22 protein-coding genes are annotated in these 23,994 nt (G+C 65.8%); 11 read left to right on the forward strand and 11 right to left on the reverse strand.

The annotated features are described in order from the left end of the window. Positions 1 to 126: 126 nt before the first annotated feature. A complete protein-coding gene (locus tag RCAP_RS09975; protein ID WP_013067730.1) occupies positions 127 to 1,335 on the reverse strand; it encodes a tyrosine-type recombinase/integrase in 1,209 nt (402 codons plus the stop codon). A 383-nt stretch (positions 1,336 to 1,718) separates the two neighbouring features. Here RCAP_RS09975 and tig point away from each other — a divergent pair, with 383 nt between their 5' ends. Further along, positions 1,719 to 3,053 carry a trigger factor gene (gene tig / locus RCAP_RS09980; protein ID WP_013067731.1) on the forward strand — a complete coding sequence of 445 codons (1,335 nt, stop codon included), beginning with the start codon at positions 1,719 to 1,721 and terminating at the stop codon, positions 3,051 to 3,053. Between the two features lie 535 nt (positions 3,054 to 3,588). On the opposite strand, the gene rplI is transcribed toward tig, so the two are convergent. The 10 genes from rplI to RCAP_RS10030 all read right to left on the reverse strand — a co-directional run bounded on the left by rplI (position 3,589) and on the right by RCAP_RS10030 (position 12,899). After that, the gene (rplI, locus tag RCAP_RS09985) at positions 3,589 to 4,161 is read right to left on the reverse strand and encodes a 50S ribosomal protein L9 (protein ID WP_013067732.1); all 573 of its coding nucleotides are present in this window, start codon (positions 4,159 to 4,161) and stop codon (positions 3,589 to 3,591) included. Between the two features lie 12 nt (positions 4,162 to 4,173). After that, positions 4,174 to 4,401: a 30S ribosomal protein S18 gene (rpsR, locus tag RCAP_RS09990; RefSeq protein ID WP_013067733.1), complete on the reverse strand. Its 228-nt coding sequence runs from the start codon at positions 4,399 to 4,401 to the stop codon at positions 4,174 to 4,176. Between the two features lie 17 nt (positions 4,402 to 4,418). Beyond that, positions 4,419 to 4,853 (reverse strand): 30S ribosomal protein S6, encoded by a 435-nt coding sequence (gene rpsF / locus RCAP_RS09995; protein WP_013067734.1) that lies wholly within the window; start codon positions 4,851 to 4,853, stop codon positions 4,419 to 4,421. A gap of 379 nt (positions 4,854 to 5,232) precedes the next feature. Next, positions 5,233 to 6,123 (reverse strand): DMT family transporter, encoded by an 891-nt coding sequence (locus RCAP_RS10000; RefSeq protein WP_013067736.1) that lies wholly within the window; start codon positions 6,121 to 6,123, stop codon positions 5,233 to 5,235. Positions 6,124 to 6,196: 73 nt separating this feature from the next. Next, on the reverse strand, positions 6,197 to 7,582 hold the full coding sequence (locus RCAP_RS19615; protein ID WP_013067737.1) for a hypothetical protein: 1,386 nt from the start codon (positions 7,580 to 7,582) through the stop codon (positions 6,197 to 6,199). A gap of 138 nt (positions 7,583 to 7,720) precedes the next feature. Beyond that, positions 7,721 to 9,118, reverse strand: a complete 1,398-nt coding sequence (locus RCAP_RS10010; RefSeq protein WP_013067738.1) for an aldehyde dehydrogenase family protein — start codon at positions 9,116 to 9,118, stop codon at positions 7,721 to 7,723. Continuing rightward, positions 9,115 to 9,957 carry a fumarylacetoacetate hydrolase family protein gene (locus RCAP_RS10015; protein ID WP_013067739.1) on the reverse strand — a complete coding sequence of 281 codons (843 nt, stop codon included), beginning with the start codon at positions 9,955 to 9,957 and terminating at the stop codon, positions 9,115 to 9,117. The genes RCAP_RS10010 and RCAP_RS10015 overlap by 4 nt, the downstream gene beginning before the upstream one ends. 134 nt (positions 9,958 to 10,091) lie before the next feature. Beyond that, the gene (locus RCAP_RS10020; protein ID WP_013067740.1) at positions 10,092 to 10,871 is read right to left on the reverse strand and encodes an ATP-binding cassette domain-containing protein; all 780 of its coding nucleotides are present in this window, start codon (positions 10,869 to 10,871) and stop codon (positions 10,092 to 10,094) included. Next, positions 10,868 to 11,941: an ABC transporter permease gene (locus RCAP_RS10025; protein ID WP_013067741.1), complete on the reverse strand. Its 1,074-nt coding sequence runs from the start codon at positions 11,939 to 11,941 to the stop codon at positions 10,868 to 10,870. Before RCAP_RS10025 ends, RCAP_RS10020 begins: the two co-directional genes overlap by 4 nt. Positions 11,942 to 12,026: 85 nt before the next feature. After that, complete coding sequence (locus RCAP_RS10030) at positions 12,027 to 12,899, reverse strand: substrate-binding domain-containing protein (RefSeq protein ID WP_394296314.1); 873 nt, start codon at positions 12,897 to 12,899, stop codon at positions 12,027 to 12,029. Between the two features lie 297 nt (positions 12,900 to 13,196). Here RCAP_RS10030 and RCAP_RS10035 point away from each other — a divergent pair, with 297 nt between their 5' ends. From RCAP_RS10035 to feoB, 10 genes are all read left to right on the forward strand, one after another. Next, positions 13,197 to 13,874, forward strand: coding sequence for an HAD family hydrolase (locus RCAP_RS10035; protein WP_013067743.1), 678 nt, complete (start codon positions 13,197 to 13,199; stop codon positions 13,872 to 13,874). After that, complete coding sequence (locus RCAP_RS10040) at positions 13,871 to 14,815, forward strand: sugar-binding transcriptional regulator (protein ID WP_013067744.1); 945 nt, start codon at positions 13,871 to 13,873, stop codon at positions 14,813 to 14,815. The genes RCAP_RS10035 and RCAP_RS10040 overlap by 4 nt, the downstream gene beginning before the upstream one ends. Before the next feature lie 136 nt (positions 14,816 to 14,951). Next, on the forward strand, positions 14,952 to 16,265 hold the full coding sequence (locus RCAP_RS10045; RefSeq protein WP_013067745.1) for an ABC transporter substrate-binding protein: 1,314 nt from the start codon (positions 14,952 to 14,954) through the stop codon (positions 16,263 to 16,265). A gap of 159 nt (positions 16,266 to 16,424) precedes the next feature. Then, positions 16,425 to 17,297 carry a carbohydrate ABC transporter permease gene (locus RCAP_RS10050; RefSeq protein WP_013067746.1) on the forward strand — a complete coding sequence of 291 codons (873 nt, stop codon included), beginning with the start codon at positions 16,425 to 16,427 and terminating at the stop codon, positions 17,295 to 17,297. Between the two features lie 3 nt (positions 17,298 to 17,300). Continuing rightward, entirely contained in the window at positions 17,301 to 18,131 is an 831-nt protein-coding gene (locus tag RCAP_RS10055) for a carbohydrate ABC transporter permease (RefSeq protein WP_013067747.1), read from the forward strand. A 9-nt stretch (positions 18,132 to 18,140) separates the two neighbouring features. Beyond that, positions 18,141 to 19,139, forward strand: coding sequence for an ABC transporter ATP-binding protein (locus RCAP_RS10060; RefSeq protein ID WP_013067748.1), 999 nt, complete (start codon positions 18,141 to 18,143; stop codon positions 19,137 to 19,139). Next, positions 19,136 to 19,897, forward strand: coding sequence for an L-iditol 2-dehydrogenase (locus RCAP_RS10065; protein WP_013067749.1), 762 nt, complete (start codon positions 19,136 to 19,138; stop codon positions 19,895 to 19,897). Before RCAP_RS10060 ends, RCAP_RS10065 begins: the two co-directional genes overlap by 4 nt. Before the next feature lie 3 nt (positions 19,898 to 19,900). Continuing rightward, positions 19,901 to 21,367 (forward strand): mannitol dehydrogenase family protein, encoded by a 1,467-nt coding sequence (locus tag RCAP_RS10070; RefSeq protein ID WP_023911517.1) that lies wholly within the window; start codon positions 19,901 to 19,903, stop codon positions 21,365 to 21,367. 381 nt (positions 21,368 to 21,748) lie between these two features. Then, complete coding sequence (locus tag RCAP_RS10075) at positions 21,749 to 22,102, forward strand: FeoA family protein (RefSeq protein ID WP_202944285.1); 354 nt, start codon at positions 21,749 to 21,751, stop codon at positions 22,100 to 22,102. Positions 22,103 to 22,107: 5 nt separating this feature from the next. Further along, a complete protein-coding gene (gene feoB, locus RCAP_RS10080; protein ID WP_013067752.1) occupies positions 22,108 to 23,979 on the forward strand; it encodes a ferrous iron transporter B in 1,872 nt (623 codons plus the stop codon). The last annotated feature ends 15 nt before the right edge of the window (positions 23,980 to 23,994 follow it).

The following is a 23,994-nucleotide window of genomic DNA, read 5'->3' on the forward strand; positions in this document are numbered from 1 at the left end:
AATGGGTTGCGCGTGGCTCTCGCTGCGGTGCGCTCGAGTGACCGCTTCGGCAGCCTGCGCCGGGAGGCGCGACCGGCGGTTAAGGGCCGTTCGCGTCGCCAGGCGGCGACGCCAGACCCTACCAGATCACCCCGCGCTTGGCCTCAGCTGCACCACCTGCACCGACTCGCCGGTCACATAGTCCGCCCATCGCTGCATGAGCGCGGCGCGCTGGTCGAGGTAGTCGGATCTGGCGTAGGCGCGGCGCACCTTGTTGCCGATGACGTGGCCAAGCGCCGCCTCTGCCGCCAGATCGTGCGAGCCGTCCAGCGTATCCTGCACCCAGGTTCGGAATGTCGTGCGGAAACCGTGCGGCCTGCCCGCCTCGCCGATCTTGTTCACCGCCTTCAGCAGCGCATTCGGGCTGATCGGTTCCCCGCGATCGCCCGGGAACAGAAGGCCGGTCTCGGGATCGTTCGAGAGCCGTCGCGCCTCGGCCACGATGGCAAGCGCCTGGGACGAAAGCGGGACGCGGAAATCCGTGGCCGCTTTCAGCCGCCCCTTCACGCGCTCTTTCGGCACGATCCACAGGCTGCCGTCGATTTCGTTGAAACGCGCGCCCCGGGCCGCATCCCCCCGGACCGCGGTCAGCAGCAACAGGCGAAGGCACATCAGCCCGGAGGTGTCCCCGGCCAGCCGCGTGAACAGCACCGGGGCATCCTGCCAGCGCGTCGCGGCGATATGCTCGGGCTCGATGTGCAGATCCCCCAGCAGCTCGCGCGCCGCCGCCAGCGTGTCGGGGTCGACGGCATAACCGATGCGCTTGCCCTTCTTGAAGCAGAGGTTGAGCCGCGAATAGGCCTTTTCGGCGACCGTCGGCTTCATGCGCCAGATCGGCTGCAGCACGCGCACGAAATCGGCCGTCCGGAGCGATGACGCCGGGCGCGCGCCGATCTTCGGCAGCACATGGACGCGCAGCGGTGACATCCAGCGCCCCGCCTCCCCCTCGCCCTTGAGCGTGTGCTTGATCGCGCCGAAGACGGTGTCCACAAGATCCGACAGCGACGGGTCCTCACGCGTTGCCGCGGCCTCCCTCTCGCGCGCCCGCTCGGAGATCGGGTCCCGGCCGGAGGCGAGCACCGCGGCCCAGCGATCCCGCTCGCGGCGCGCCTGGGCGAGGGTCACGGCATCGAGAGAGCCCAGCCCCATGTCGCGGCGCCGCCCCGCGATCGTGTAACGGTAAAGCCATTTTCCGCCATCCTCGGTGCGGTCGAGGTATAACCCGGCGCCGTCGCCATATCGCCCCGGTGCCGCGGCCCGGATCTTGACCGCCGTCAGCTTGTCCCTTGCCCCCATATCAGCCCCACACTTGGCCCCACATTGTCGATGCGGTGCTGGGGTATCACCCGCAACACCTTGAGACAATTACATCTTTGCGGCGTTGAGATTTCCCGGGGCGCAGAGTCAACCTGAGACGGCATGCAACACGGCACTGGTGCAGACCACCCGCACCATCTGACCTTTCTCTGCCTGCCCGCGCTGCCGTCTCGGGGCGTCTGTCTGGGCGAATCTTTTCGATCTTTCTGCCGCGCCGGGACCGAAAACGGCCCGGAAAAGCCGGTCGGCCCCCCATCGGGCCGCGGCTTTTCACCTTGCCAGCAAGGTCGCCAGCCCCTAGAAGGACGGCTGAAATTTGCCTGAGCGCGTCTTTTCGGCGCGCCCGAACCAGAGGAAACCCCATGCAGGTCACCCAGACCCTCAACGAAGGCCTCAAGCGCGGCTACACGATCACGCTGACCGGCGCCGAACTGGATGCGAAAGTCACCGAAAAGCTGATCGAGGTGCAGCCCGAAGTCGAGATCAAGGGCTTCCGCAAGGGCAAGGTGCCGATGGCGATGCTGCGCAAGAACTTCGGCGACCGCGTTCTGGGCGATGTCCTGAACGAATCCGTCGATGGCGCGATCAAGGACTTGCTCGATCAATCGGGCGACCGTCCGGCGCTGCAGCCGAAGGTCGAGATGGAAAACGGCAAGGACTGGAAGCCGGGCACCGACGCGATCTTCACCGTCTCCTATGAAGCCCTGCCGCCGATCCCGGCCTTTGACCGCGCCACCGTCACGCTGGAGCGTCTGGTGGTGAAGGCCGACGAAGCTTCGGTGACCGAGGCGCTGGAAAACCTGGCGAAATCGGCGCAGGCCTTCGAGGACCGCAAGAAAGGCACCAAGGCCAAGGACGGCGATCAGGTCGTGATCGACTTCGAAGGCTTCCTCGGCGACGAACCCTTCGAGGGCGGCAAGGGCGAGGAATATCCGCTCGTCCTCGGCTCGAACTCGTTCATCCCGGGCTTTGAAGATCAGCTCGTCGGCGCGAAAGCGGGCGAAGATGTCGAAGTGAAAGTGACCTTCCCGGCCGAATACGGCGCCGCGCATCTGGCGGGCAAGGAAGCCACCTTCAAATGCCACGTCCATGCGGTGAAGGCCCCGAAACCGGCCGAGATCGACGACGAGCTGGCGAAGAAATTCGGCGCCGCCGATCTGGAAGCGCTGAAGGGCCAGGTCGCCTCGCGTCTGGAAGCGGAATACAAGGGCGCCTCGCGGGCGATCCTGAAGCGTGCCCTGCTCGACATTCTGGATGCGCAAGTGAAATTCGACCTGCCGCCGTCGCTGGTCGAGGCCGAAGCCGGTCAGATCGCGCACCAGCTCTGGCACGAGGAAAACCCGGATCATCACGGCCACGACCATGGCGCGGTGGAGCCGACCGAAGAGCACAAGACCCTGGCCGAGCGCCGCGTGCGTCTGGGCCTGCTGCTCGCCGAGCTGGGCCGCAACGAGAAGATCGAAGTGACCGACGCCGAGATGACGCAAGCCGTTCTCGCCGCGGCGCGTCAATACCCGGGCCACGAGCGCGAGTTCTTCGAATTCGTCAAGGGCAACGCGCAGATGCAACAGCAGATCCGCGCGCCGCTCTACGAAGAAAAGGTGATCGATTTCATCGTCGCGGGCGCTGCCGTGACCGAGAAAGAGGTCAGCAAGGAAGAGCTGCAGAAAGCCATCGAAGCGCTGGACGAGCTCTGATCCCCCCCGGACAGTGACAGCAAAGGCCGCCCCTTGGGGCGGCCTTTTCCGTGCGGGGCCTCAATTCGCGCGGACGAATCGGGGCGCCGTCACCGGGCGCGGTACCGGCGGCTCGGGCAAAGCCACCGGGTCGAACGACGACCGCACGCTTTGGGCGTTTTCGGAAATCTGCACCAGCGCGCGCCGACCGAAATCGGGCCAGAACCGATCCAGCGCCCCCAGCTGACGCCTTCGGCATGCAGAATGCCCAAAGTCATCCCGAAAAGCACCATCGCCGCAATCCTGAATTCCATCGCATTCTCCTTGCAGGTGCCGCCGCGCCCGATCCGGAAACCGGGCGCGGGAACCTGTCACTCGTGACCACGTGAACAGACCCCCGACGGGGAGGTCTTGCAACCATAAGATGAAATTTCGGCGGAAATAGGAAACAGTTTCGTCAAATTTTGTGCATTTTCCGTGCCGCGCAAAACCCTTGCGGCCAAAACAAAACCGCGCCCCGGGGGGCGCGGTTGCAACACTTCCCGGGGGAAGGGTCTTATTCGTCGTCCGAGGCCGCGGCGCCGACTTCGTCGAAGAGCTCGGCGATCTCGAATTCCGCCGCCGCATCGGCTTCCGCCGCCAGCTGCTGGATCGATTTGCCGGCCGCCTGGATGGCGGCTTCTTCGGCCGAACGGGCGACGTTGATGGTGATCGTCGCCTGGACTTCCGGGTGCAGGATCACGTGCACGTCGTGCAGACCGAGTTCCTTGATCGGGGCTTTCAGCGCCACCTGACGCTTGTCGACCGAGAAGCCACCGGCAGTGGCCGCTTCGGCGGCGTCGCGGGGCGTGACCGAGCCGTAAAGCGCCCCGGCGTCCGAAGCGGAGCGGATGACCACGAACTTCTGACCTTCAAGCTTGGCGGCGGCCGCCTCGGCTTCTTTCTTGGTCTCGAGGTTGCGGGCTTCCAGCTGCGCCTTGCGGGCTTCGAAGCTCTTGATGTTGGCGTCGTTGGCGCGCAGCGCCTTGCCTTGCGGCAAGAGGAAGTTGCGGGCGTAGCCGTCGCGCACTTTCACCACGTCGCCCATTTGGCCCAGCTTGGCCACACGTTCCAGAAGGATGACTTGCATGTTCAGGTCTCCTTACTTCACGGCGTAGGGCAGCAGGGCGAGGAAGCGGGCGCGTTTGATCGCCTGCGCCAGTTCGCGCTGTTTCTTGGCCGAGACGGCGGTGATGCGGGCGGGAACGATCTTGCCGCGCTCGCTGATGTAGCGTTGCAGCAGACGGACGTCCTTGTAGTCGATCTTCGGTGCGTTATCGCCCGAGAACGGGCAAACCTTGCGGCGACGGAAGAAGGGTTTGGTAGCCATGGGTCACTCTCCTCGGATCAACGACGCTCGGGACGCGGGCCGCGATCTTCGCGGGGGCCACGGTCGCCGCGCGGGCCACGGTCGCCACGATCGCCACGATCGCCGCGCTCTTCGCGGTCGCCACGGTCGTCACGCTTCTGCATCTGCACCGAGGGGCCTTCGTCATGGCCGTCGACCTTGATGGTCAGCACGCGCATCACGTCGTCGTGCAGACGGGCAAGACGCTCCATCTCCTGCACGGCGGCCGAGGGCGCGTCGGTGCGCAGGAAGCCGTAATGGCCCTTGCGGTTCTTGTTGATCTTGTAGGCCATGGTCTTCACGCCCCAGTATTCGGTGCCGAGGACCTTGCCCCCGTTGTCGCCGATCACGGTCGAGAAGTGTTCGATCAGGCCTTCGGCCTGCGCGTTGGAAAGGTCCTGACGCGCAATGAGGACATGCTCGTAAAGCGGCATGTAGGCTCCTGTTTCACAAGGCGGCTTCATAGGGGGCCAGAACTTCCGCAGCCCACCACGAGAGGCGTCGCCGGTTCATGTCATCGCGGAAGTGAGGGGCTGATAGCCGCTCCCCCCCCGCGATGCAAGCGAAATCCCCGCCGCTGGCCCCGGTTGCCATGACCGAGGCCATCGCCGAGGTCACGCGACACATCTGCCCCGTTCCGGTCGGCGGCCCGGAGGCCGCCGGCCAGCGCCCGCCCCGCCCCCGGCGGGCGCTTTCGCGCCGCCCGGGGCAGGCGCCGGCCTCTGTCTCGTGTGGGGACACGGTCTTGCAACTGCGTTTCGCAGCGGGCGGGGAAAGGCAATGCCTTTCCCTCTCCGCCCGAAGCAAAGGTCGTTATCTCCGCCCCGCCAGCACGATGCCGCCAAGGATCAGCCCGAAACCGGCGGCATGGTAAAGATGAAGCGGTTCATGCAGGAAGGCCGCCGAGAGGATCGCGCCATAGACCGGCAGCAGGTGGATGAACTGCCCCGCCCGCGCCGGGCCCGCCATCTCCACCGCCTTGGTATAGAATAGATAGGCCAGAACCGAGGGCACGATGCCGATATAGACCAGCGCCCCGATCGAGGCGGGCGTCCAGACCGGCACCCGGCCCGAGCTGATTTCCCAGACCAGAAACGGCGCCAGGATCGGCAGCGCCAGCGCGATCTGCACCGCCAGAAGGCCGATCCGGTTCACCTCGGCCGGGAAGGTCTTCAGCCCCATCGTGTAAAGCGCCCAGGCCACCATCGCGGCGAAGATGATCAGATCGCCGCGCGCGAAATCGAGCGCCGCCGCCCGTTCCCATGAGCCCTGCAAGATCACGACCGCCACCCCAAGCGTCGAGACGATCAGCCCGAGGATCGCCCAAAGCCCGAGCCTTTGCCCCCAGAAGAGCGCCCCCAGAGCCATGATCAGCAGCGGAATGGTGGAATTCAAAAGCATCCCGTTCGTCGCGGTCGAGGTCTGCAGCCCCCAATAGACGAGCGAGTTGAAGGCCGCGACGCCGGGCAGCGTCAGAAGCAGGATGCGCCCGAAATAGCGGCGGTAAAGCGGCCAGTCCCGGCGCAGCCAGGGCCAGGCAAAGGGCAAAAGCGCGATCAGCGCGATCGACCAGCGGCCAAAGGACAGCGCCACGGGCGGCCACTCGCCGCGCGAGGCCCGCGCGACGATGAAGTTTCCAGCCCAGAACAGGGGCGGCAGCGCCAGCACCGCCCAAAGTTTCCAGCCACCCTTCGTCTCGCCCATGCCCGCCTCCTCTTTGCCCTTGGTTTGGGCCGAAATGAGGGCGGGGGCAAGAGGGCGGAAGCAAGGGGGCGGGCTATTCGGCCGGGGCCAGCCCGCCCGAAAACGCCTCGCGTCCAAGGCCCCGGGCATTTTCAAAGACGTCCATGCTTTCAAAGACATAGTCAAAGAAGCTGCGCTGCGTCTCGACCTCGATCTCATAGATCTCGATCGGGGCAAAGCGCGGATCGCGCAGGATCCCCGCCGCAATCCAGCGGTTGACCATCAGCATCCGGTCGCGCTCGGCGGCATAGATGCCGTTGAACGAGACCTCGGTCTTCATGTCCTCCAGCGCGAGCTTGCTGTCGGGCAGCGGCCCCAGCCATTTGCGGTTGACCGGCCGCACCACATGGATGGTGCGCGCGCAGGAGAGTTCCGACAAAAGCACCGGCCGGTAATAGGCGCCATCGAGCGCGCCGAAACCGCCCTCCGGACTGCCCTCGAAGCCGTATTCGTAAAGCCAGAGCCCGTCGGCGCACCGCCTGCGGCGTGATTTCGGTGTAGATCGTGCGGCTGCGCAGCTTTTGCGCCCGCCGGGGGCGATTCCCAGCTGTGCCAGCGCCGAGGGGTTGGCATGGACATATTCGACCCCCTCGCGCGGGTCGTAGGCGTTGAACAGAATGCCGATCCCGGTGGCGTTGAAGGCTTGCGCGATCTCGGCAAAGAAGCTGTCGGGGAAAAGCGACACCAGCGTGCGCGCCGGGGTCAGGCTCATCATCTCCTTGAGCCAGAACACATTTCCCCCCGCGCGCGAAACCGCATCAAGGCTGCGCGCAAGGTTTTGCATGACGTCGAAGGGCCATTCGAAAAGCGAGGGCCGGAACACCCCGCTTTTGCCGAACAGCGCCATGTGCATCAGATCGGCGTCGCGCTGGCCAAAGGGCTGCAGCGTCTCGATCTGCTCGGCCAGATGGGTTTCCAGGCTTTCGCCGCCCGCAAGCGCCTGCAGATAGCGCCAGACCCAATAGATCTGCCCCGAGGTGCAGGAAATCATCCGCGGATGCACGCCGCCTTCGAGCGCCGCCTGCAGAAAGCCCGCCCCATGCGCGTTGTTGCCCGCAAGCCCGCCAAGCGCAAAGGCCACCTCGGTTTCCGAGGTCCGCGTGACCTTTTCCACCACCGGCTCGGCGGCGGGTTTCGGATCGGATGCGGGTTTCGCGGCCGCTGCGGGTTTCGCGGCCGCTGCGGGCTTCGGCTTTGCCGCGGCGTCCTTGGCGGCAGCCCTGGCCGCTTCCGCCTTCGCGGCCGCGTCCTTGGCTGCGGCCTCTTCCCGCGCCTTGGCCTCCTTCGCAGCCGCGTCCTTGGCCGCGGCCTCCTTTTCGACGACCTCTTTCGCGGCCAGATCGGCGCCGGTTTCGGTCGGCGCGGCCGGGCTGGCGGCCGCCTCCGTCTGCGTCTGATCCTTCGGTGTCGGCTCTTCCATCGCATCCCCCTGCAAGCATGCACACCCGGTTTCCCCCGCCGGGCGCCGATTCCGGCCCGGCGGTGATCTCGCATAGGTTGAGTGTATCGCTGCTTTGCAGAAAAGTCACCTTCGCAGTTGCAGCATCTGCAGGCGCTTTCAGCCGACCAGCGCCTGCACCAGCCGCGCCAGCCGGGCCGAAAGCTTGCCATAGGGCGGCATCAACGGGTCAAGCACCGCAAAACGGTTCTCAAGCACCGGTTTTTCATGGGAAAAGGCTTGAAAGCCCCAGCGCCCGTGCGCCGCGCCCAGCCCCGATTGGCCGATCCCGCCAAAGGGCAGATTGAGATGCAGGAAATGCGCAAGCGTCACATTCACCCCCACCGCGCCCGAGGTCGTGGCGGCGCAGATCCGCGCAATCAGCTTCCGGTCGCGGGCAAAGACATAAAGCGCCAGCGGCTTTTCCCCCGCCTCGATCCCGGCCAGAACGGCGCCCAGATCATCATAGGCGATCACCGGCAGGACGGGGCCGAAGATCTCCTCGCGCATGAGCGCGGCATCGGCGGGCACATGCGTCAGCACCGTGGGCGCAAGGTAACGGCTGGCGGCCTCCGCCTCGCCGCCCGTGATCAGGGTGGCGCCATGGCCGACGGCCTCGGTGACCATGCCGCGCACGCGTTCGAAATGTTTCGCGCCAATCAGCCGGGCAAAACTGCGCGAGGCCTGCGGGCGGGCGCCATACATCCGCGCGATTTCCGCCCGCAGCGCCTTGGTGAACCCCGCCTCCTGCGCGCGGGGGACGAAGACGTGATCGGGCGCGATGCAGGTCTGCCCGGCGTTCTGAAACTTGCCCCAGGCCACCATCCGCGCCGCCTTTTTCAGATCGGCATCGGGGCCCAGGATGACGGGCGACTTGCCGCCCAGCTCCAGCGTGACCGAGGCGAGCGTTTTCGCCGCCGCCGCCATCACCACCTTGCCCACCGCGGGCGAGCCGGTGAAGAAGATATGATCGAAGGGCTGCGCCAGAAGCGCGGTCGCGGTCTCGACGCCGCCTTCAACCACCGCCACCAGATCTTCGGGCAGGCAGGCGGCAACGATCTTTGCCACCAGCGCCGAGGTGGCGGGCGCCAGTTCCGAGGGCTTCACCACCGCCGCATTGCCCGCCGCGATCGCGCTGACCAAAGGCCCCAAAGCCAGACACAGGGGATAGTTCCAGGGCGCGAGGATCAGCACCGTGCCTTTGGGTTCCGGCCGGATCGTCGCGCGCGTGCCGATCATCGAGAGCGTCGGACGCACCCGCCGCACCCCCGCCCAAGCCTTCAGATGCCGCGAGGTATGGCGGATTTCCGACAGGATCGGGATGATTTCCGAAATCCGCACCTCGACCGCGGGCTTGCCCAGATCGGCAGCCAAGGCCGCCATGATCTCGGCCTCGCGGGCGCGGATTTCGGACGCCAGCCGCTTCAGCACCGCACGGCGCTTTTGCACGGTGAACTCGGTCCGCCGCCGGGCATCGCCCGCCCTCAGACGCGCAAAGGCCTCGGCGGCGGGGCTCATGCCTGCACCACGACTTGCCGCTGCGACCCGAGCCCGGTGATGCCCAGCTCGATCACATCGCCCGCATGCAGGAATTTCGGAGGCCTCGATCCCATGCCGACGCCGGGCGGCGTGCCGGTGGTGATGATGTCACCGGGCTCCAAAGTCATGAACTGGCTGAGGTAATGCACCAGAAACGCCACGCCATAGACCATCGTCGCCGTCGTCCCGGTCTGCCGCCGCACGCCGTTCACATTCAGCCACAGATCCAGCGCCTGCGGGTCCTTGATCTCGTCCTTGGTCACGAGCCAGGGCCCCAGCGGCGCGAAAGTGTCATGGCTCTTGCCCTTGACCCATTGCCCGGAGCGCTCGATCTGGAAGCTGCGTTCGGACACGTCATTGCAGATCATGTAGCCCGCAACGTGATCCATCGCGTCCTCGAGCGTCACATATTTCGCCCGCGTGCCGATCACGAAGGCCAGCTCCACCTCCCAGTCGAGCTTCTCCGAACCGCGCGGCGCTTCCACGTCGTCATCGGGCCCGCAGATCGCCGAGGTCGCCTTCATGAAGACCACGGGCTCGGGCGGCACGGTCAGCCCGGCCTCTTCGGCGTGATCGGCATAGTTCAGCCCGATCGCGATCAGCTTGCCCACGCCCGCCACCGGCGCCCCCAGACGCACCCCTTCGGGAATGATCGGCAGCTTGCCCGCATCGGTCCAGAACAGTTTCGACAGGCCCTCGTCGCTCAGCGCCTTGCCGTCGATATCACGCACCACGCGCGACAGATCACGGATCGTGCCGTCGACGTGCAGGAGACCGGGCTTTTCGGCGCCCCTCTCTCCATAGCGAACCAGTTTCATTCCAACTCCCGATATTCCAATCTGCCGTCTCGTCGCTTCGGCCAGACGCACAATCTGCGATAGAGGGCCGGGACAGGGCAAGAGAAAGCCCGGGGTCCGCCCCGGGCAAGGTCCGATGCTTTTTGTCGCAGGGCTCAGGCGGCCTCGGCCCCCTCGGGCGCCTTGGCCCCGGTCATCAGCGCCACCGCATCCGACATCGAGTGGCTTTTCGGGTCGATGACGCAAAGCCTGCGCCCCAGACGGTGGATATGGATGCGGTCGGCGACCTCGAAGACATGCGGCATGTTGTGGGAAATCAGGATGATGGGGATGCCGCGGGCCTTGACGTCCAGGATCAGCTCCAGCACGCGACGGCTTTCCTTCACCCCCAGCGCGGCGGTGGGTTCATCAAGGATGATCACCTTCGAACCGAAGGCCGCCGCCCGTGCCACCGCGACGCCCTGTCGCTGCCCGCCCGAGAGCGTTTCGACCGTCTGATCGATGTTCTGGATCGTCATCAGGCCAAGTTCCGAGAGTTTTTCCCGCGCGAAGGCCCGCATCCGGCCGTGATCGAGCGCCCGGAACAGGCTGCCCGCGATCCCGGGCTTGCGCAGCTCGCGGCCCATGAACATGTTGTCGACGATCGAGAGCGCGGGCGAAAGCGCCAGCGACTGATAGACGGTGGCGATCCCGGCCTCTTGCGCCTGCATCGGCGCGGCAAAGCGGACGGGGGCGCCATCAAGCCGGATCTCTCCGGCATCTGGTTGAACTGCGCCGCACAAGGCCTTGATCAACGTCGATTTTCCCGCGCCATTGTCGCCGATGACGGCAAGGATCTCCCCCGGCATCAGATCGAAATCGGCATGATCCAACGCGGTGACCTTGCCATAGCGCTTGACCAGCCCGCGCGCGCTCAGAATGGGTTCGGGGCTCATTGCGACACCTTCCTTATCCATTGGTCGATCGCGACCGCGACGATGATCAGCCAGCCGATGGCGAAGACCTGCCAAAGCACATCGACATTGGCGAGCCGCAGCCCGGATTGAAACACCCCCACGATCAGGGCGCCGAAAAGCGCCCCAAGGATCGAGCCGCGCCCGCCGAACAGAGAAATCCCGCCCACGACGACCGCGGTGATCGATTGCAGATTGCCCTCGTAGAACGACTGCGGGCTGATCGAGCCGACCCGCCCGATCGAGGCCCAGGCAGCAATGGCGCAGATGAAGCCCGCAAGCCCGTAGACCGACAACAGCACCCGGTCGGCCTGGATGCCCGCCAGTTCGGCCGCCTCCTTGTCGTCACCCACCGCATGGACATGGCGGCCCCAGGCGGTCTTGTTCAGCAGGTACCAAAGACCCAGAAAGACCGCGATCATCAGCAGCGAGCCATAGGTGATCTTCGCGCCCGCAAAGGCGAAGCCCTCGCCCCAGAACTTGAGCAGCGGCGCCGCCTTGTCGATGTCCTGGCTGCGGATCGACTGCGCCCCCGAAAGCCACAGATTGAGCGAGAAAAAGATCGACCAGGTGCCCAAGGTGGTGATGAAGGGCGGCAGCTTCACCTTGGTGATCAGAAAGCCGTTCGCCAGCCCCGCCGCCGCCCCGCCCGCAAAGGCGACCGCCAGCGCCAGCACCGGGGGCACGCCCATGTAAACCGCCAGATTGCCCGCGATCACCGACATCAGCACCATGATCGCCGCCACCGACAGGTCGATCCCCGCCGTCAGCACGATCAGCGCCTGCGCCGCCGCCAGAATCCCGATGATCGAGACCTGCTGCAGGATCAGCGACAGGTTCAGCGCCGAAAAGAACCGCCCCCCCGCGACGATGCCGAAAACCGCGATCGCCGCGACCAGCACGATCACCGGCACCAGCGTCGGATTGCCGTGCAACAGATGCTGCAACCGCTCGACCGGGCCGCGCGTCGCGGTCTCGAACTGCGCCACGCGCCGGTCGCTCGCCTCCAGCCCCTGTTCGAACGCCTGCCCCTTGCGGGCCGTTTCGGTCATGCTTCTCTCCCTCCCCCGAATACGAGAGAGGCGGTGCCCCGCCTCCCTCTCGTCTCAGCCGGCCTGTTTCAGCCCCAGCATTGTTTCAGCGCCTCTTCCGAGGTGATCGAGGGGATGCCCCGATCGGGCTGTCGGTGACCAGCGTCACCCCGGTGTTGACGAAATCGAGCGCGTCGGAATTCACCGGCTTCGTGCCGTCCTTGGCATAGGCGGCGATCGCCTCGATGCCCTTGGAGGCCATCAGAAGCGGGAATTGCATCGAGGTGGCGCCGATCACGCCCTCCTTGACGTTCTGCACGCCCGGGCAGCCGCCATCGACCGAGACGATCAGCGCCTGTTTTTCCAGCCCCACCGCCTTGAGCGCCTCATAGGCGCCCGCCGCAGCCGGTTCGTTGATCGTGTAGACGACATTGATGCCGCTGTCCTTTTGCAAGAGGTTCTCCATCGCGGTGCGGCCGCCCTCTTCGTTGCCGTTCGTCACGTCATTGCCGACGATGCGGGCGTCGTCCTCGTCACCGATGTCTTTCGGGTCCTTGATGTCGACGCCGAAACCCTTCAGGAAGCCGTTGTCGCGCAGGTAATCGACCGAAATTTCCGAGGCGTTCAGATCCAGAAGCGCGATCTTCGCCGCCGAAGTGTCGCCCATCTTCGCCGCCGCCCATTTGCCGATCAGCTCGCCCGCCAGGAAATTGTCGGTGGCAAAGGTCGCATCGGCCGCATCGGCGGGCTCGAAGGGCGTATCCAACGCGATCACCAGCACCCCCGCCTCGCGCGCCTTGCCCACCACCGGCGCCAGGGCGCGGCTGTCCGACGGCGTGATCAAAATCCCCTTTGCCCCGCCCGCGATGCAGCTTTCGACCGCCGCGATCTGCGTTTCCACATCGCCATCGATCTTGCCCGCATAGGTCGAGGGCACCAGCCCCATCTCGGTCGCCTTTGCCGAAGCACCTTCCTTCATCTTGACGAAAAGGGTTGGTCGGTCTTGTGTACAGACAGGCCCCGGTTTCGGCCGAGCCGCCCCGGCCAGCGCGGAAAACGCCAGGCAGAGGCCCCAACAGGGCCAGTTGCGCATCATCACGGTCTCTCCTCCCGTTTCACTGTCGGCCCCTCCTCCGGGGCTCGGACAAAGTCTGACCCGAGTCGGCGCCCCGGTCAATATTTAACTCATGTTGATTTATTATTGAATCCACCCGCTCTGCCGCCCCCTTTTCGGCGGGCGGCGAAGCCGTTAGGGTTGCGCAGGAAAGGAGCCCCGATGTTCGATCTGATCATCTTCGACTGCGACGGCGTGCTGATCGACAGCGAGATCATCTCGGCGCAGATGCTGATTGCGGAACTCGCGCTGAACGGCGTGACGATCGATCTCGATTATGTGGCGACGCATTTTCTGGGCCGCTCCTATCCAACGGTGCTGCAGCAGGTGCGCCGCGATTTCGCGCTGGATCTGCCCACCGATTTCGAAACCCGCTACCGCGAACGGCTGCTGGCGGCCTTTGAACGTGATATGCAGGTGATGCCGGGGGTGGCGGCGCTGCTGGACCGGCTCACCCTGCCCTGGTGCGTGGCGACCTCCTCCTCGCGCCCGCGGGCCGAGCGTTCGTTGGAAATTGCCGATCTTTCCCAAAGGGTTGGAAGCCGTCTTTACACTGCCTCCCAGGTCGAACGCGGCAAGCCCGCGCCCGATCTTTTCCTGCTTGCGGCGCGGCAGATGGGCGCCGATCCGGCCCGCTGCCTGGTGATCGAGGACAGCCTGAACGGCATCCGCGCCGGGCTGGCCGCGGGGATGACGGTCTGGCGCTTCACCGGCGGCAGCCATCTGCGCGGCCGCGATCTGACCGCGCCCGAGGACGCCCGCCCGGCGCTTGATTTCGACGATTTCGGGCAGCTCGGCGCCTTGCTGCCCGGCGCCTTTGACGGAAAGACCCCCCGATGACCGAGCCCGAGATCTCGCCCCAGGACGAGGCCGCCCGCGCGGGCTGGCTTTATTATGTCGGCGGCCTGACCCAGGATCAGGTGGCGGCCGAACTGGGTGTGTCGCGCCAGCGCGCGCAGCGTCTGGTGGCGAAGGCGATGGCCGACGGGCTGGTGCATGTGCGGCTGGAACACAAGATTTCCGCCTGTCTCGATCTGGAAGTCGCGCTGAGCCGCCGCTTTGCGCTCAAGCTCGCCCGGGTCGTACCCGCCCTGCCCGCCGGCGTCGATACCGCCCGCGGCACCGCCCCCGCCGCGGCGCAGCTGCTGGAACGCTACCTTGCCCAGCCCGAGCCGCTGATCATCGCCTTCGGCACCGGCCGCTCGCTCTCGGCGATGGCGGCCGAGGTGATCCGCACCCCGCTTGCCGCCCATCGCATCGTCTCGCTGATCTCGAACATCGCGCCCGACGGCTCGGCCAGTTTCTATGACGTGATCCTGCGCATGGCCGACAAGCTGCAGCTGCCGCATTACCCGATGCTGGTGCCGGTCATCACCGACACGATCGCCGAACGCGCGCTTTTCAACGCCTTGCGCCCGGTGCAGGCGGTGATGGAACTGGCGGCAAGGGCCGATGTCACCTTTGTCGGCATCGGCCAGCTGAACGACGAGGCGCCGCTTTTCAAGGACGGCTTCATCACCCGCGCCCAGCATGCCGAATTGCAGGCCGCGGGCGCCGTGGGCGAGATCGTCGGCGGCATCTTCGACGCCGAGGGCCGCTACATCGACACCGAGACGACACGGCTGATCGGCTCGTTCCGAATTCCCGCGGAACGCGAGCAGCCGGTGATCGGCATCGCCGCCGGCCTGTCGAAACAGGCCGCGATCCGGGCCGCGCTGCGGGGGCGGCTGATCAACGGCCTTGTCACCGACGAATCGACCGCCCGCGCGCTTCTGGCCTGAGCGCGTCGCAAACCGCCCCCAAAACGTCGCAATCCCCCCGTTTGACGCCCGAAAATTTCGTCGTTGACAGAAGCGTGACCTTCTGTGAACATTTTCTCATTGGTTGGGCATTTGCTCACACTCTGGGAGGAGAACCATGAAGATCACGATCCGGGCGCTGATGGGCGCCTGCGCGTTTGGCGCGCTTGCAACTGCTGCGTTTGCGGAAACCACCATCACCGTCGCGACCGTGAACAACGGCGACATGGTGCGCATGCAGGGGCTGATGGACGACTTCTACAAGGCGAACCCCGACATCAAGGTCGAATGGGTGACGCTGGAAGAAAACGTGCTGCGCCAGAAGGTGACGACCGACATCGCGACCAAGGGCGGTCAGTATGACGTGATGACGATCGGCACCTACGAGGCGCCGATCTGGGGCAAGCAGGGCTGGCTTTTGCCGCTCGACTTCCCGGCCAGCTACGATGTCGACGACCTTCTGCCCGCGATCCGGAACGGTCTGACCGTGGATGGCAAGCTTTACGCCGCGCCCTTCTATGGCGAAAGCTCGATGATCATGTATCGCACCGACCTGATGGAAAAGGCCGGGCTCACGATGCCCGCCGAGCCCACCTGGGACGACGTCAAGGCCGCCGCGAAAGCGATGACCGACAAGGAGAAAGAGATCTACGGCATCTGCCTGCGCGGCAAGGCGGGCTGGGGCGAGAACATGGCCTTCCTGTCGGCGATGGCGAACAGCTATGGCGCGAAATGGTTCGACATGGACTGGAAGCCGCAGTTCGACGGCGAAGCCTGGAAGGCGACGCTGACCGACTACATCGACATGATGACGAACAATGGCCCCCCCGGCGCGTCGAACAACGGCTTCAACGAGAACCTGGCGCTCTTCCAGCAGGGCCATTGCGGCATGTGGATCGATGCGACCGTGGCCGCCTCTTTCGTGACCAACCCCAAGGACTCGGCCGTGGCCGATCATGTCGGCTTCGGCTGGCCCGAACAAGGCGGTGTCCGCAAGCATGGCAACTGGCTCTGGGCCTGGAACCCTCGCCAATTCCGGCGGGCACGCAAAAAGGCCGAGGCGGCGCTGAAATTCGTCGAATGGGCGACCTCCAAGGACTACACCGCCCTTGTCGCCAGCAAGGAAGGCTGGGCGAACGTGCCCCCGGGCACCCGGACCTCGCTTTATGAAAACCCGGAATATCAAAAGGTTTCCTTCGCGGCGATGACGCTGAATTCGATCAACGCGGCCGATCCGACGCATCCGACCGTGGACCCGGTTCCCTATGTCGGCGTGCAATTCGTGGCGATCCCGGAATTCCAGGGCATCGGCACGGCGGTCGGGCAGCAATTCTCGGCGGCGCTTGCGGGCACCACCTCGGCCGAGGATGCGCTGGCCGCGGCGCAGGCGCTGACCACCCGCGAGATGACCAAGGCCGGTTACATCAAGTAAGATCCGCCCGGGGGGCTGCCGTCCGGCGGCACCCCGGAACGGCGGGGGCGGCCTTGGCCGCCCCGCACCCGGTCGGGCCGGGCCAATCGCCCGACCGGGCCCCTGGCGGCGCGGCCTTCCATGCCGCCCGCCTTTCCCCTTCTTTTGCCGGAGCAGTCGATGTCGACCCAAGCCTCGCGCACCGCCGCCCGCCTGATGATCTCGCCCGCCGTTCTGTTGCTTTTGGGCTGGATGATCATCCCCCTTGCCATGACGCTGTGGTTTTCGATGCAGCGCTACAACCTGCTCATGCCCGGCATGGGCGGCTTCACCGGCCTTGACAATTACCGCTATTTCCTGACCGATCCGGCCTTCTTCGACGCGATCCGCAATACGCTGGTGCTGGTGCTGGGCGTTCTGGCCATCACCACGCTGGGCGGGCTTTTGCTGGCGCTGCTGCTCGATCAGCCCTTCTGGGGTCAGGGCATCCTGCGCGTCCTTGTCATTGCGCCTTTCTTCGTCATGCCCACTGTCTCGGCGCTGGTCTGGAAGAACATGTTCCTCAATCCGGTGAACGGGCTTTTCGCCCATCTGGCAAAAAGCTTCGGGCTGCAACCCTATGACTTTCTTGCGCAATCGCCGCTTGCCTCGGTCGTGCTGATCGTCGCCTGGCAATGGCTGCCCTTTGCCACGCTGATCTTGCTGACCGCGTTGCAATCGCTGGACAGCGAGCAGCTGGAAGCGGCCGAGATGGACGGCGCCGGTCCCTTTGCGCGCTTCTTTCACGTCATGCTGCCGCATCTGGCGCGCGCCATCACCGTCGTCATCCTGATCCAGACGATCTTTCTTCTGTCCACCTTCGCCGAAATCCTGGTGACCACGAACGGCGGCCCCGGCACGGCTTCGACCACGCTGACCTATCTCGTCTATGTCCAGTCGCTTCTGCAATTCGACGTGGGGTCCGGCGCGGCGGGCGGCATCGTCGCGGTCGTTCTGGCCAATATCGTTGCGATCTTCCTGATGCGGATGATCGGCAAGAACCTGGAGAATTGAGCCATGGCCCGTGCCGTCACGACCCGCCGCAAGGCGCTTGTCACCCTCCTCGCCTGGAGCATCGGGCTGGCGCTTTTCTTCCCGATCCTCTGGACGGTGATCCTCTCCTTCAAGACCGAGGGCGACGCCATCGCCGCGCCGCTGAAGGTGCTGACCTCGCCCTTCACGCTCGAAAGCTACGGCGTCGTGCAGGAACGCTCGAACTACTTCCTGCACTTCTGGAACTCGGTCGTGATCTCGCTCGGCTCCACCCTGCTGGCGCTTCTCGTCGCGATCCCGGCCGCCTGGGCCATGGCCTTCGTGCCGGGGCCGAAGACGAAAGACCTTCTGATGTGGATGCTCTCGACCAAGATGATGCCCGCCGTGGGCGTTCTGGTGCCGATCTATCTGATCTTCCGCGATCTGGGGCTTCTCGATAGCCGCATCGGCCTTGTGGTCGTGCTGATGCTGATGAACCTGCCGATCGTGATCTGGATGCTGTACACCTATTTCCGCGAAATCCCGGGCGAGATCCTGGAAGCCGCGCGGATGGACGGGGCAACGCTGAAGGACGAGCTGATCCATGTGCTGACGCCGATGGCCGTGCCCGGCATCGCCTCGACGCTGCTTTTGAACGTCATCCTTGCCTGGAACGAGGCCTTCTGGACGCTGCAGCTGACCACGTCGAAGGCCGCCCCCCTCACCACCTTCATCGCCGGCTATTCCAGCCCCGAAGGTCTTTTCTACGCAAAACTCTCGGCCGCCTCGACACTGGCAATCGCACCGATCCTGATCCTGGGCTGGTTCAGCCAGAAACAGCTGGTGCGCGGTCTGACCTTCGGCGCGGTGAAGTAAGGAGCCATCATGGGTGAAATCCTCCTCAAGGGCGTGACGAAACGCTTCGGCGATGTCGAGGTGATCCCGCCGATCGACCTTGCCATCAACGACGGGGAATTCGTCGTCTTCGTCGGGCCTTCGGGCTGCGGGAAATCGACGCTGCTGCGGCTGATCGCGGGGCTCGAAGATGTCTCGGGCGGGGTGGTCGAGATCGACGGCAAGGATGCCACCGCAACCGCCCCCGCCGACCGCGGTCTGGCGATGGTGTTTCAATCTTATGCGCTTTATCCGCATATGTCGGTGAAAAAGAACATCGCCTTTCCGCTGAAGATGGCGAAACTGCCCGCGGCCGAGATCGAGGCCAAGGTGCAGGCGGCGGCCAAGGTGCTGAACCTGACCGCTTACCTGGACCGCAAGCCGGGGCAGCTTTCGGGCGGGCAACGCCAGCGCGTCGCCATCGGCCGCGCCATCGTGCGCAACCCGCAGGCCTTCCTCTTCGACGAGCCGCTCTCGAACCTCGATGCCGCGCTGCGGGTGAACATGCGGTTGGAAATCTCCGAACTGCACCACAGCCTGAAGACGACGATGATCTATGTGACCCATGATCAGGTGGAAGCCATGACCATGGCCGACAAGATCGTGGTGCTGCAGGCGGGGCGGATCGAACAGGTGGGCAGCCCGCTGGAACTTTACCGCACGCCCAGAAACCGCTTCGTCGCGGGTTTCATCGGCAGCCCGAAGATGAACTTCCTCGAAGGGCCCGAGGCCGCGAAACAGGGCGCCCATGCGATCGGCATCCGCCCGGAACATCTCCGCATCTCGACAACCGAGGGGATGTGGCCGGGCACCGTGGGCGTCTCCGAACATCTGGGCTCGGACACTTTCCTGCATGTGACGACAGACCACGGGCTGATCAATGTCCGCGCCGGCGGCGAGGTCGGGCTGCACCATGGCGACCGCGTTTTTCTGAGCCCGGACATGGGCCAGCTGCACCGCTTCGATGCGCAAGGAGGCGCGCTGAAATGAGACTGACAGGCAAAAGGGCGCTCATCACCGGCGCCGCGCGCGGCATCGGGCGGGCCTTCGCCGAGGCCTATCTGCGCGAGGGCGCCGATGTCACCATCGGCGACATCAACCTTGAAGGCGCGCGAAAGACCGCCGCGGAAATCGGCTGCGCGGCGGTGCATCTGGACGTGACCGATCAAGCCAGCATCGACGCCGCGATGGCGGTGATGCGGGCGGGCGGCGGCATCGACATTCTGATCAACAACGCCGCGATCTTCACCGCCGCGCCGATCGACGAAATCACCCGGGCCGATTACGACCGCGTCTTTGCGATCAACGTCGCGGGCACGCTGTTCACCCTGCAGGCGGCGGCCAGGGAAATGATCGCGCAGGGCCGTGGCGGCAAGATCATCAACATGGCCTCCCAAGCGGGACGGCGCGGCGAAAGCCTTGTCGCGGTCTATTGCGCCTCGAAAGCCGCCGTCATCAGCCTGACGCAATCGGCCGGGCTGAACCTGATCGCGCATGGCATCAACGTCAACGCCATCGCGCCGGGCGTGGTCGATGGCGAGCATTGGGACGGCGTCGACGCCTTCTTTGCGAAATACGAAAAGAAACCCCTGGGCCAGAAGAAGAAAGAGGTCGGCGCGTCCGTCCCCTTTGGCCGCATGGGAACTGCCGCGGACCTCACCGGCATGGCGATCTTCCTTGCCACTCCCGAGGCCGATTACATCGTCGCCCAGACGTATAACGTCGACGGCGGCAACTGGATGAGCTGAAAAATGACCCTCTCGAACGCGACCCTTTCCGCCCTGCCCGTCCCCGTCGCCGCGCCGCGCTATGACCGCGCGCAGCTGACCCCCGGCATCGTCCATATCGGGCTTGGCAACTTTCACCGCGCGCATCAGGCGGTTTATCTGGATGACCTTTTCGGCTTGGGCGAGGGGCACGACTGGGCGCTGATCGGCGCCGGTGTCCGCGCCCCCGATGCCGCGATGCGTGAGGTGCTTCTGGCGCAGGACGGCCTGTCCTCGGTGATCGAACTCGCCCCCGGCGCCCATTCCGCCCGCGTGATCGGCGCGATGATCGACTTTGTCGCGGTGCAACCGGGCAATGCCGCGCTGATCGCCACGATGGCGCGGCCGGAGATCCGCATCGTCAGCCTGACCGTGACCGAGGGCGGCTATTACATCGACCCGAACACCGGCACCTTCAGCCCCGATCACCCGGACATTCAGGCCGATGCCGCCCGTCCCGATGCGCCTGACACCGCCTTTGGCGCGATCATCGCCGCGCTGAAGATGCGCCGCGCCGCGGGCGTCGCCCCCTTCACCGTGATGTGCTGCGACAACGTCCCCCATAACGGCCATGTCACCCGCGATGCGGTGGTGGGGCTGGCGCGGCTCTTCGATGCGGAACTGGCGGACTGGATCCATGCCTCGGTCGCCTTCCCGAATTCCATGGTCGACCGCATCACCCCGGCCACCGGCGATCGCGAACGGGCGATGGCCGCTGATCTGGGCCTTGACGATGCCGCGCCGGTGACCTGCGAAACCTTCCGGCAATGGGTGATCGAGGACAAATTCCCCGCAGGCCGTCCGGCGCTCGAAAAGGTCGGTGTCACCTTCACCCCGCATGTCGACAAGTTCGAGACGATGAAGATCCGCATCCTGAACGGCGGGCATGCGATCATCGCCTATCCGGGCGGGCTGGCCGACATCGCCTTCGTGCATGAGGCGATGGCCGATCCGCAGATCCGCGCTTTTCTGAACCGGGTGCTGACGGCCGAGGTGCTGCCGATCGTGCCGCCGGTCCCCGGGCAGGATCTGAACGATTACAAGGCGCTGATCATCGAGCGGTTCTCGAACCCCGAAGTGGCCGATACGGTGCGCAGGCTTTGCCTCGACGGCTCGAACCGGCAGCCGAAGTTCATCATCCCCTCGATCCGCGACCGCATCGCGACGGGCGGCAGCTTTGACGGGCTCGTGCTGCTTTCGGCGCTCTGGTGCCGCTACTGCTTCGGGACGACGGAAAGCGGCGCGGAAATCGCGCCGAATGACCCGAACTGGGAGCGTCTGGTGGCCGTCGCGCAAGCCGCGAAGGACCGGCCCGCGGCCTGGCTTGAAATGGAAGACATCTATGCCGAGGTCGGGCGCAACCCGGCGGTGATCGAAAGCTTCACCACGGCGCTGAAGGCGATCTGGGCGCGCGGGTCGCGCGCGGTGATCGCGGATTATCTGGGGCAGTAACTCTCCTCACCCTCCGCCCCGGAACAGGCGGCCCCGCTCCCTCCCGGGCGGGGCCGCCTGATGTGCAAAGCGGTTTCGCCTCGGCGGTGCCGAGGCGACCCTGCGGGGGCTCCGCCCCGCACCCCCCGGCGTATTTATCCCAAGAAAAAGCAGCGGCTTGCCCCGAAGGCCTTGTTTTTGATGGCACAAGAAACGCCGAACCGCCCCTTTCACCTTGGCTCAAATATCCCGGGGGTCCGGGGGCGGAGCCCGCCGGGTCTCCTCCGGGAGCAAGGCCGAGGCGAGACACCCCAGCGCCACCGACCGACTTGCGACGGCCTGTCGCGCAAAAGCCCGGCCAGGCAGGACGGCTATGCCTTGACCCTTCGGACCGGGTTGGGAATGATCGCCCGACGCCAGGCGGGATCTTCCCGACTCAGCCGCAAGGACCGCAGCGATGTTGAACCCGTCCGAACTTCCGCAGCTCCCGGCGGGCCGCTGGCCGAGCATCGGCCGCTTGGGCAGATGCACAAGGGCTATTCGGGCCATGTCTTCCACATCGCCGCCGCCGCGCATTCCGCCAGCCTGCCCGCCGCGGAAATGGAACGCCGCCTGATCGAGCTTGGCTTCATCGAAGGCGCCAAAGTCACGATCCTGCACGAAGGCCTCTTCGGGCGCGACCCGATCGCGGTCCGGGTGAACGGCACCACCGTCGCGCTGCGTCGCCGCGAGGCGATGGCCATTCTCGTGTCCTGACCCCGATGACCCTCTCCGATCCGTTCCGCCTCGCCCTTGTCGGGCCGCCCAATTGCGGCAAGACGTCCCTCTTCAACGCGCTGACCGGCGCGCGGCAAAAGGTCGGCAACTATGCCGGCGTCACCGTCGAGCGCAAGGTCGGCCTTTTCTCCAGCCCCGGGGGCAAGCGCATCGAGCTGACCGACCTGCCCGGCACGCACAGCCTGCGCGCGCGCTCGCCCGACGAGGCGGTGACGCGCGATGTCGTCCTGGGCCGCCATCCGGCCGAACCCGCGCCGCAACTCATGCTCGTTGTCGTCGATGCCGTCGCGCCGCGCTCGGGGCTGCGGCTGGCGATGGAGCTCGTCGCCACCGGCCTGCCGATGATCGTCGTTCTGAACATGATCGACATTGCCCGGCACCGGAAGATCGAGATCGACCGCGCCGCGCTGCAGGCGGAACTGGGCGTGCCCGTCGTCAGCTCGACCGCGGTGCGCCGGGGCGGGCTGGACGCGCTTCTGGCGACGCTGGACGCGACCCTGGCCGGGGGCGTGCCCGAGGCCGGGCCGAACCTCTGGGCGCCGCCCGACGCGGCCGATCTGCGGCTCAGCCACCGGGCCGCCGACCGGCTGATCGCCCGTGCCGTGACCCTGCCGCCCGAACATGACACGCTGACCCATCGCATCGATCGGCTGCTGCTGCATCCGGTCTTCGGGCTGGTCTTCCTGCTCGGCCTGCTCTTCGTGATGTTTCAGGCGGTGTTCAGCTGGGCCGGGCCGGTGATGGATCTGATCGACACCGGCTTTGGCGCGCTTTCAGAGCTGATCCGCGCCCATGTCCCCGCGGGGCTGCTGCAAAGCTTCCTTGTCGATGCGGTGATCGGCGGCGTCGGCGGGGTGGTGATCTTCCTGCCGCAGATCGTGATCCTGTTCCTGTTCATCCTGCTTTTGGAGGATCTGGGCTACATGGCAAGGGCGGCCTTCCTGATGGACCGGATCATGGGCGGCGCCGGGCTGCATGGCCGCGCCTTCATCCCGCTTCTGTCGTCCTTTGCCTGCGCCATTCCGGGCATCATGGCGACGCGCGTCATCGACAATCCGCGCGACCGGCTGACCACCATCCTTGTGGCACCGCTGATGACCTGTTCGGCGCGGATCCCGGTCTATACGCTGATCGTGGCGGCCTTCATCCCGGCCCGCCCGATCCTTGGCATCTTCAGCCTGCAAGGGCTTGTGATGTTTGGCCTTTACGGCGCGGGCATCGTCTCGGCGCTGGCCGTTTCCGCCGCGGCCAAGTTCCTGTTCGCGCGCGGCGAGCCCTCGCCGCCCTTCATGCTCGATCTGCCCGATTACAAGATCCCGCAGCCGCGCTCGGTGCTGATCGGGCTTTGGACAAGGGCTTCGGCCTTCCTCAAGCGCGCGGGCACGACGATCTTCACCATGACCGTGGTGATCTGGGTTCTGGCAAGCTTCCCGCAACCGCCCGAGGGCGCCACCGAACCGGCGATCCTTTACAGCTTCGCCGCCGGGATCGGCAAACTGCTGGAGCCGATCCTGTCGCCGATCGGCTTCAACTGGCAGATGGCGGTGGCGATCGTGCCCGCCATGGCCGCGCGCGAGATCGCCGTGGCCGGGCTGGCCACCGTCTATGCGGTCTCCGAGGGCGGCGGCGAGGCGGTTCTGGGCACGCTTTTGTCGGCGCAATGGAGCCTGGCGACGGCGCTGTCCTTCCTCGTCTGGTTCATCTTCGCGCCGCAATGCCTCTCGACGCTCGCGGTGATCCGGCGCGAGACCGGATCGGGCAAATGGATGTGGGTGACGGTTGCCTACATGTTTGCGCTGGCCTGGGTGGCGTGCTTTCTGACCTATCACCTGGCGGTGGCGCTCGGCTGGGGCTGAGCCCTGATCTGACCG

This window comes from Rhodobacter capsulatus SB 1003 (genome assembly GCF_000021865.1).
Classification (GTDB): Bacteria; Pseudomonadota; Alphaproteobacteria; order Rhodobacterales; family Rhodobacteraceae; genus Rhodobacter; species Rhodobacter capsulatus_B.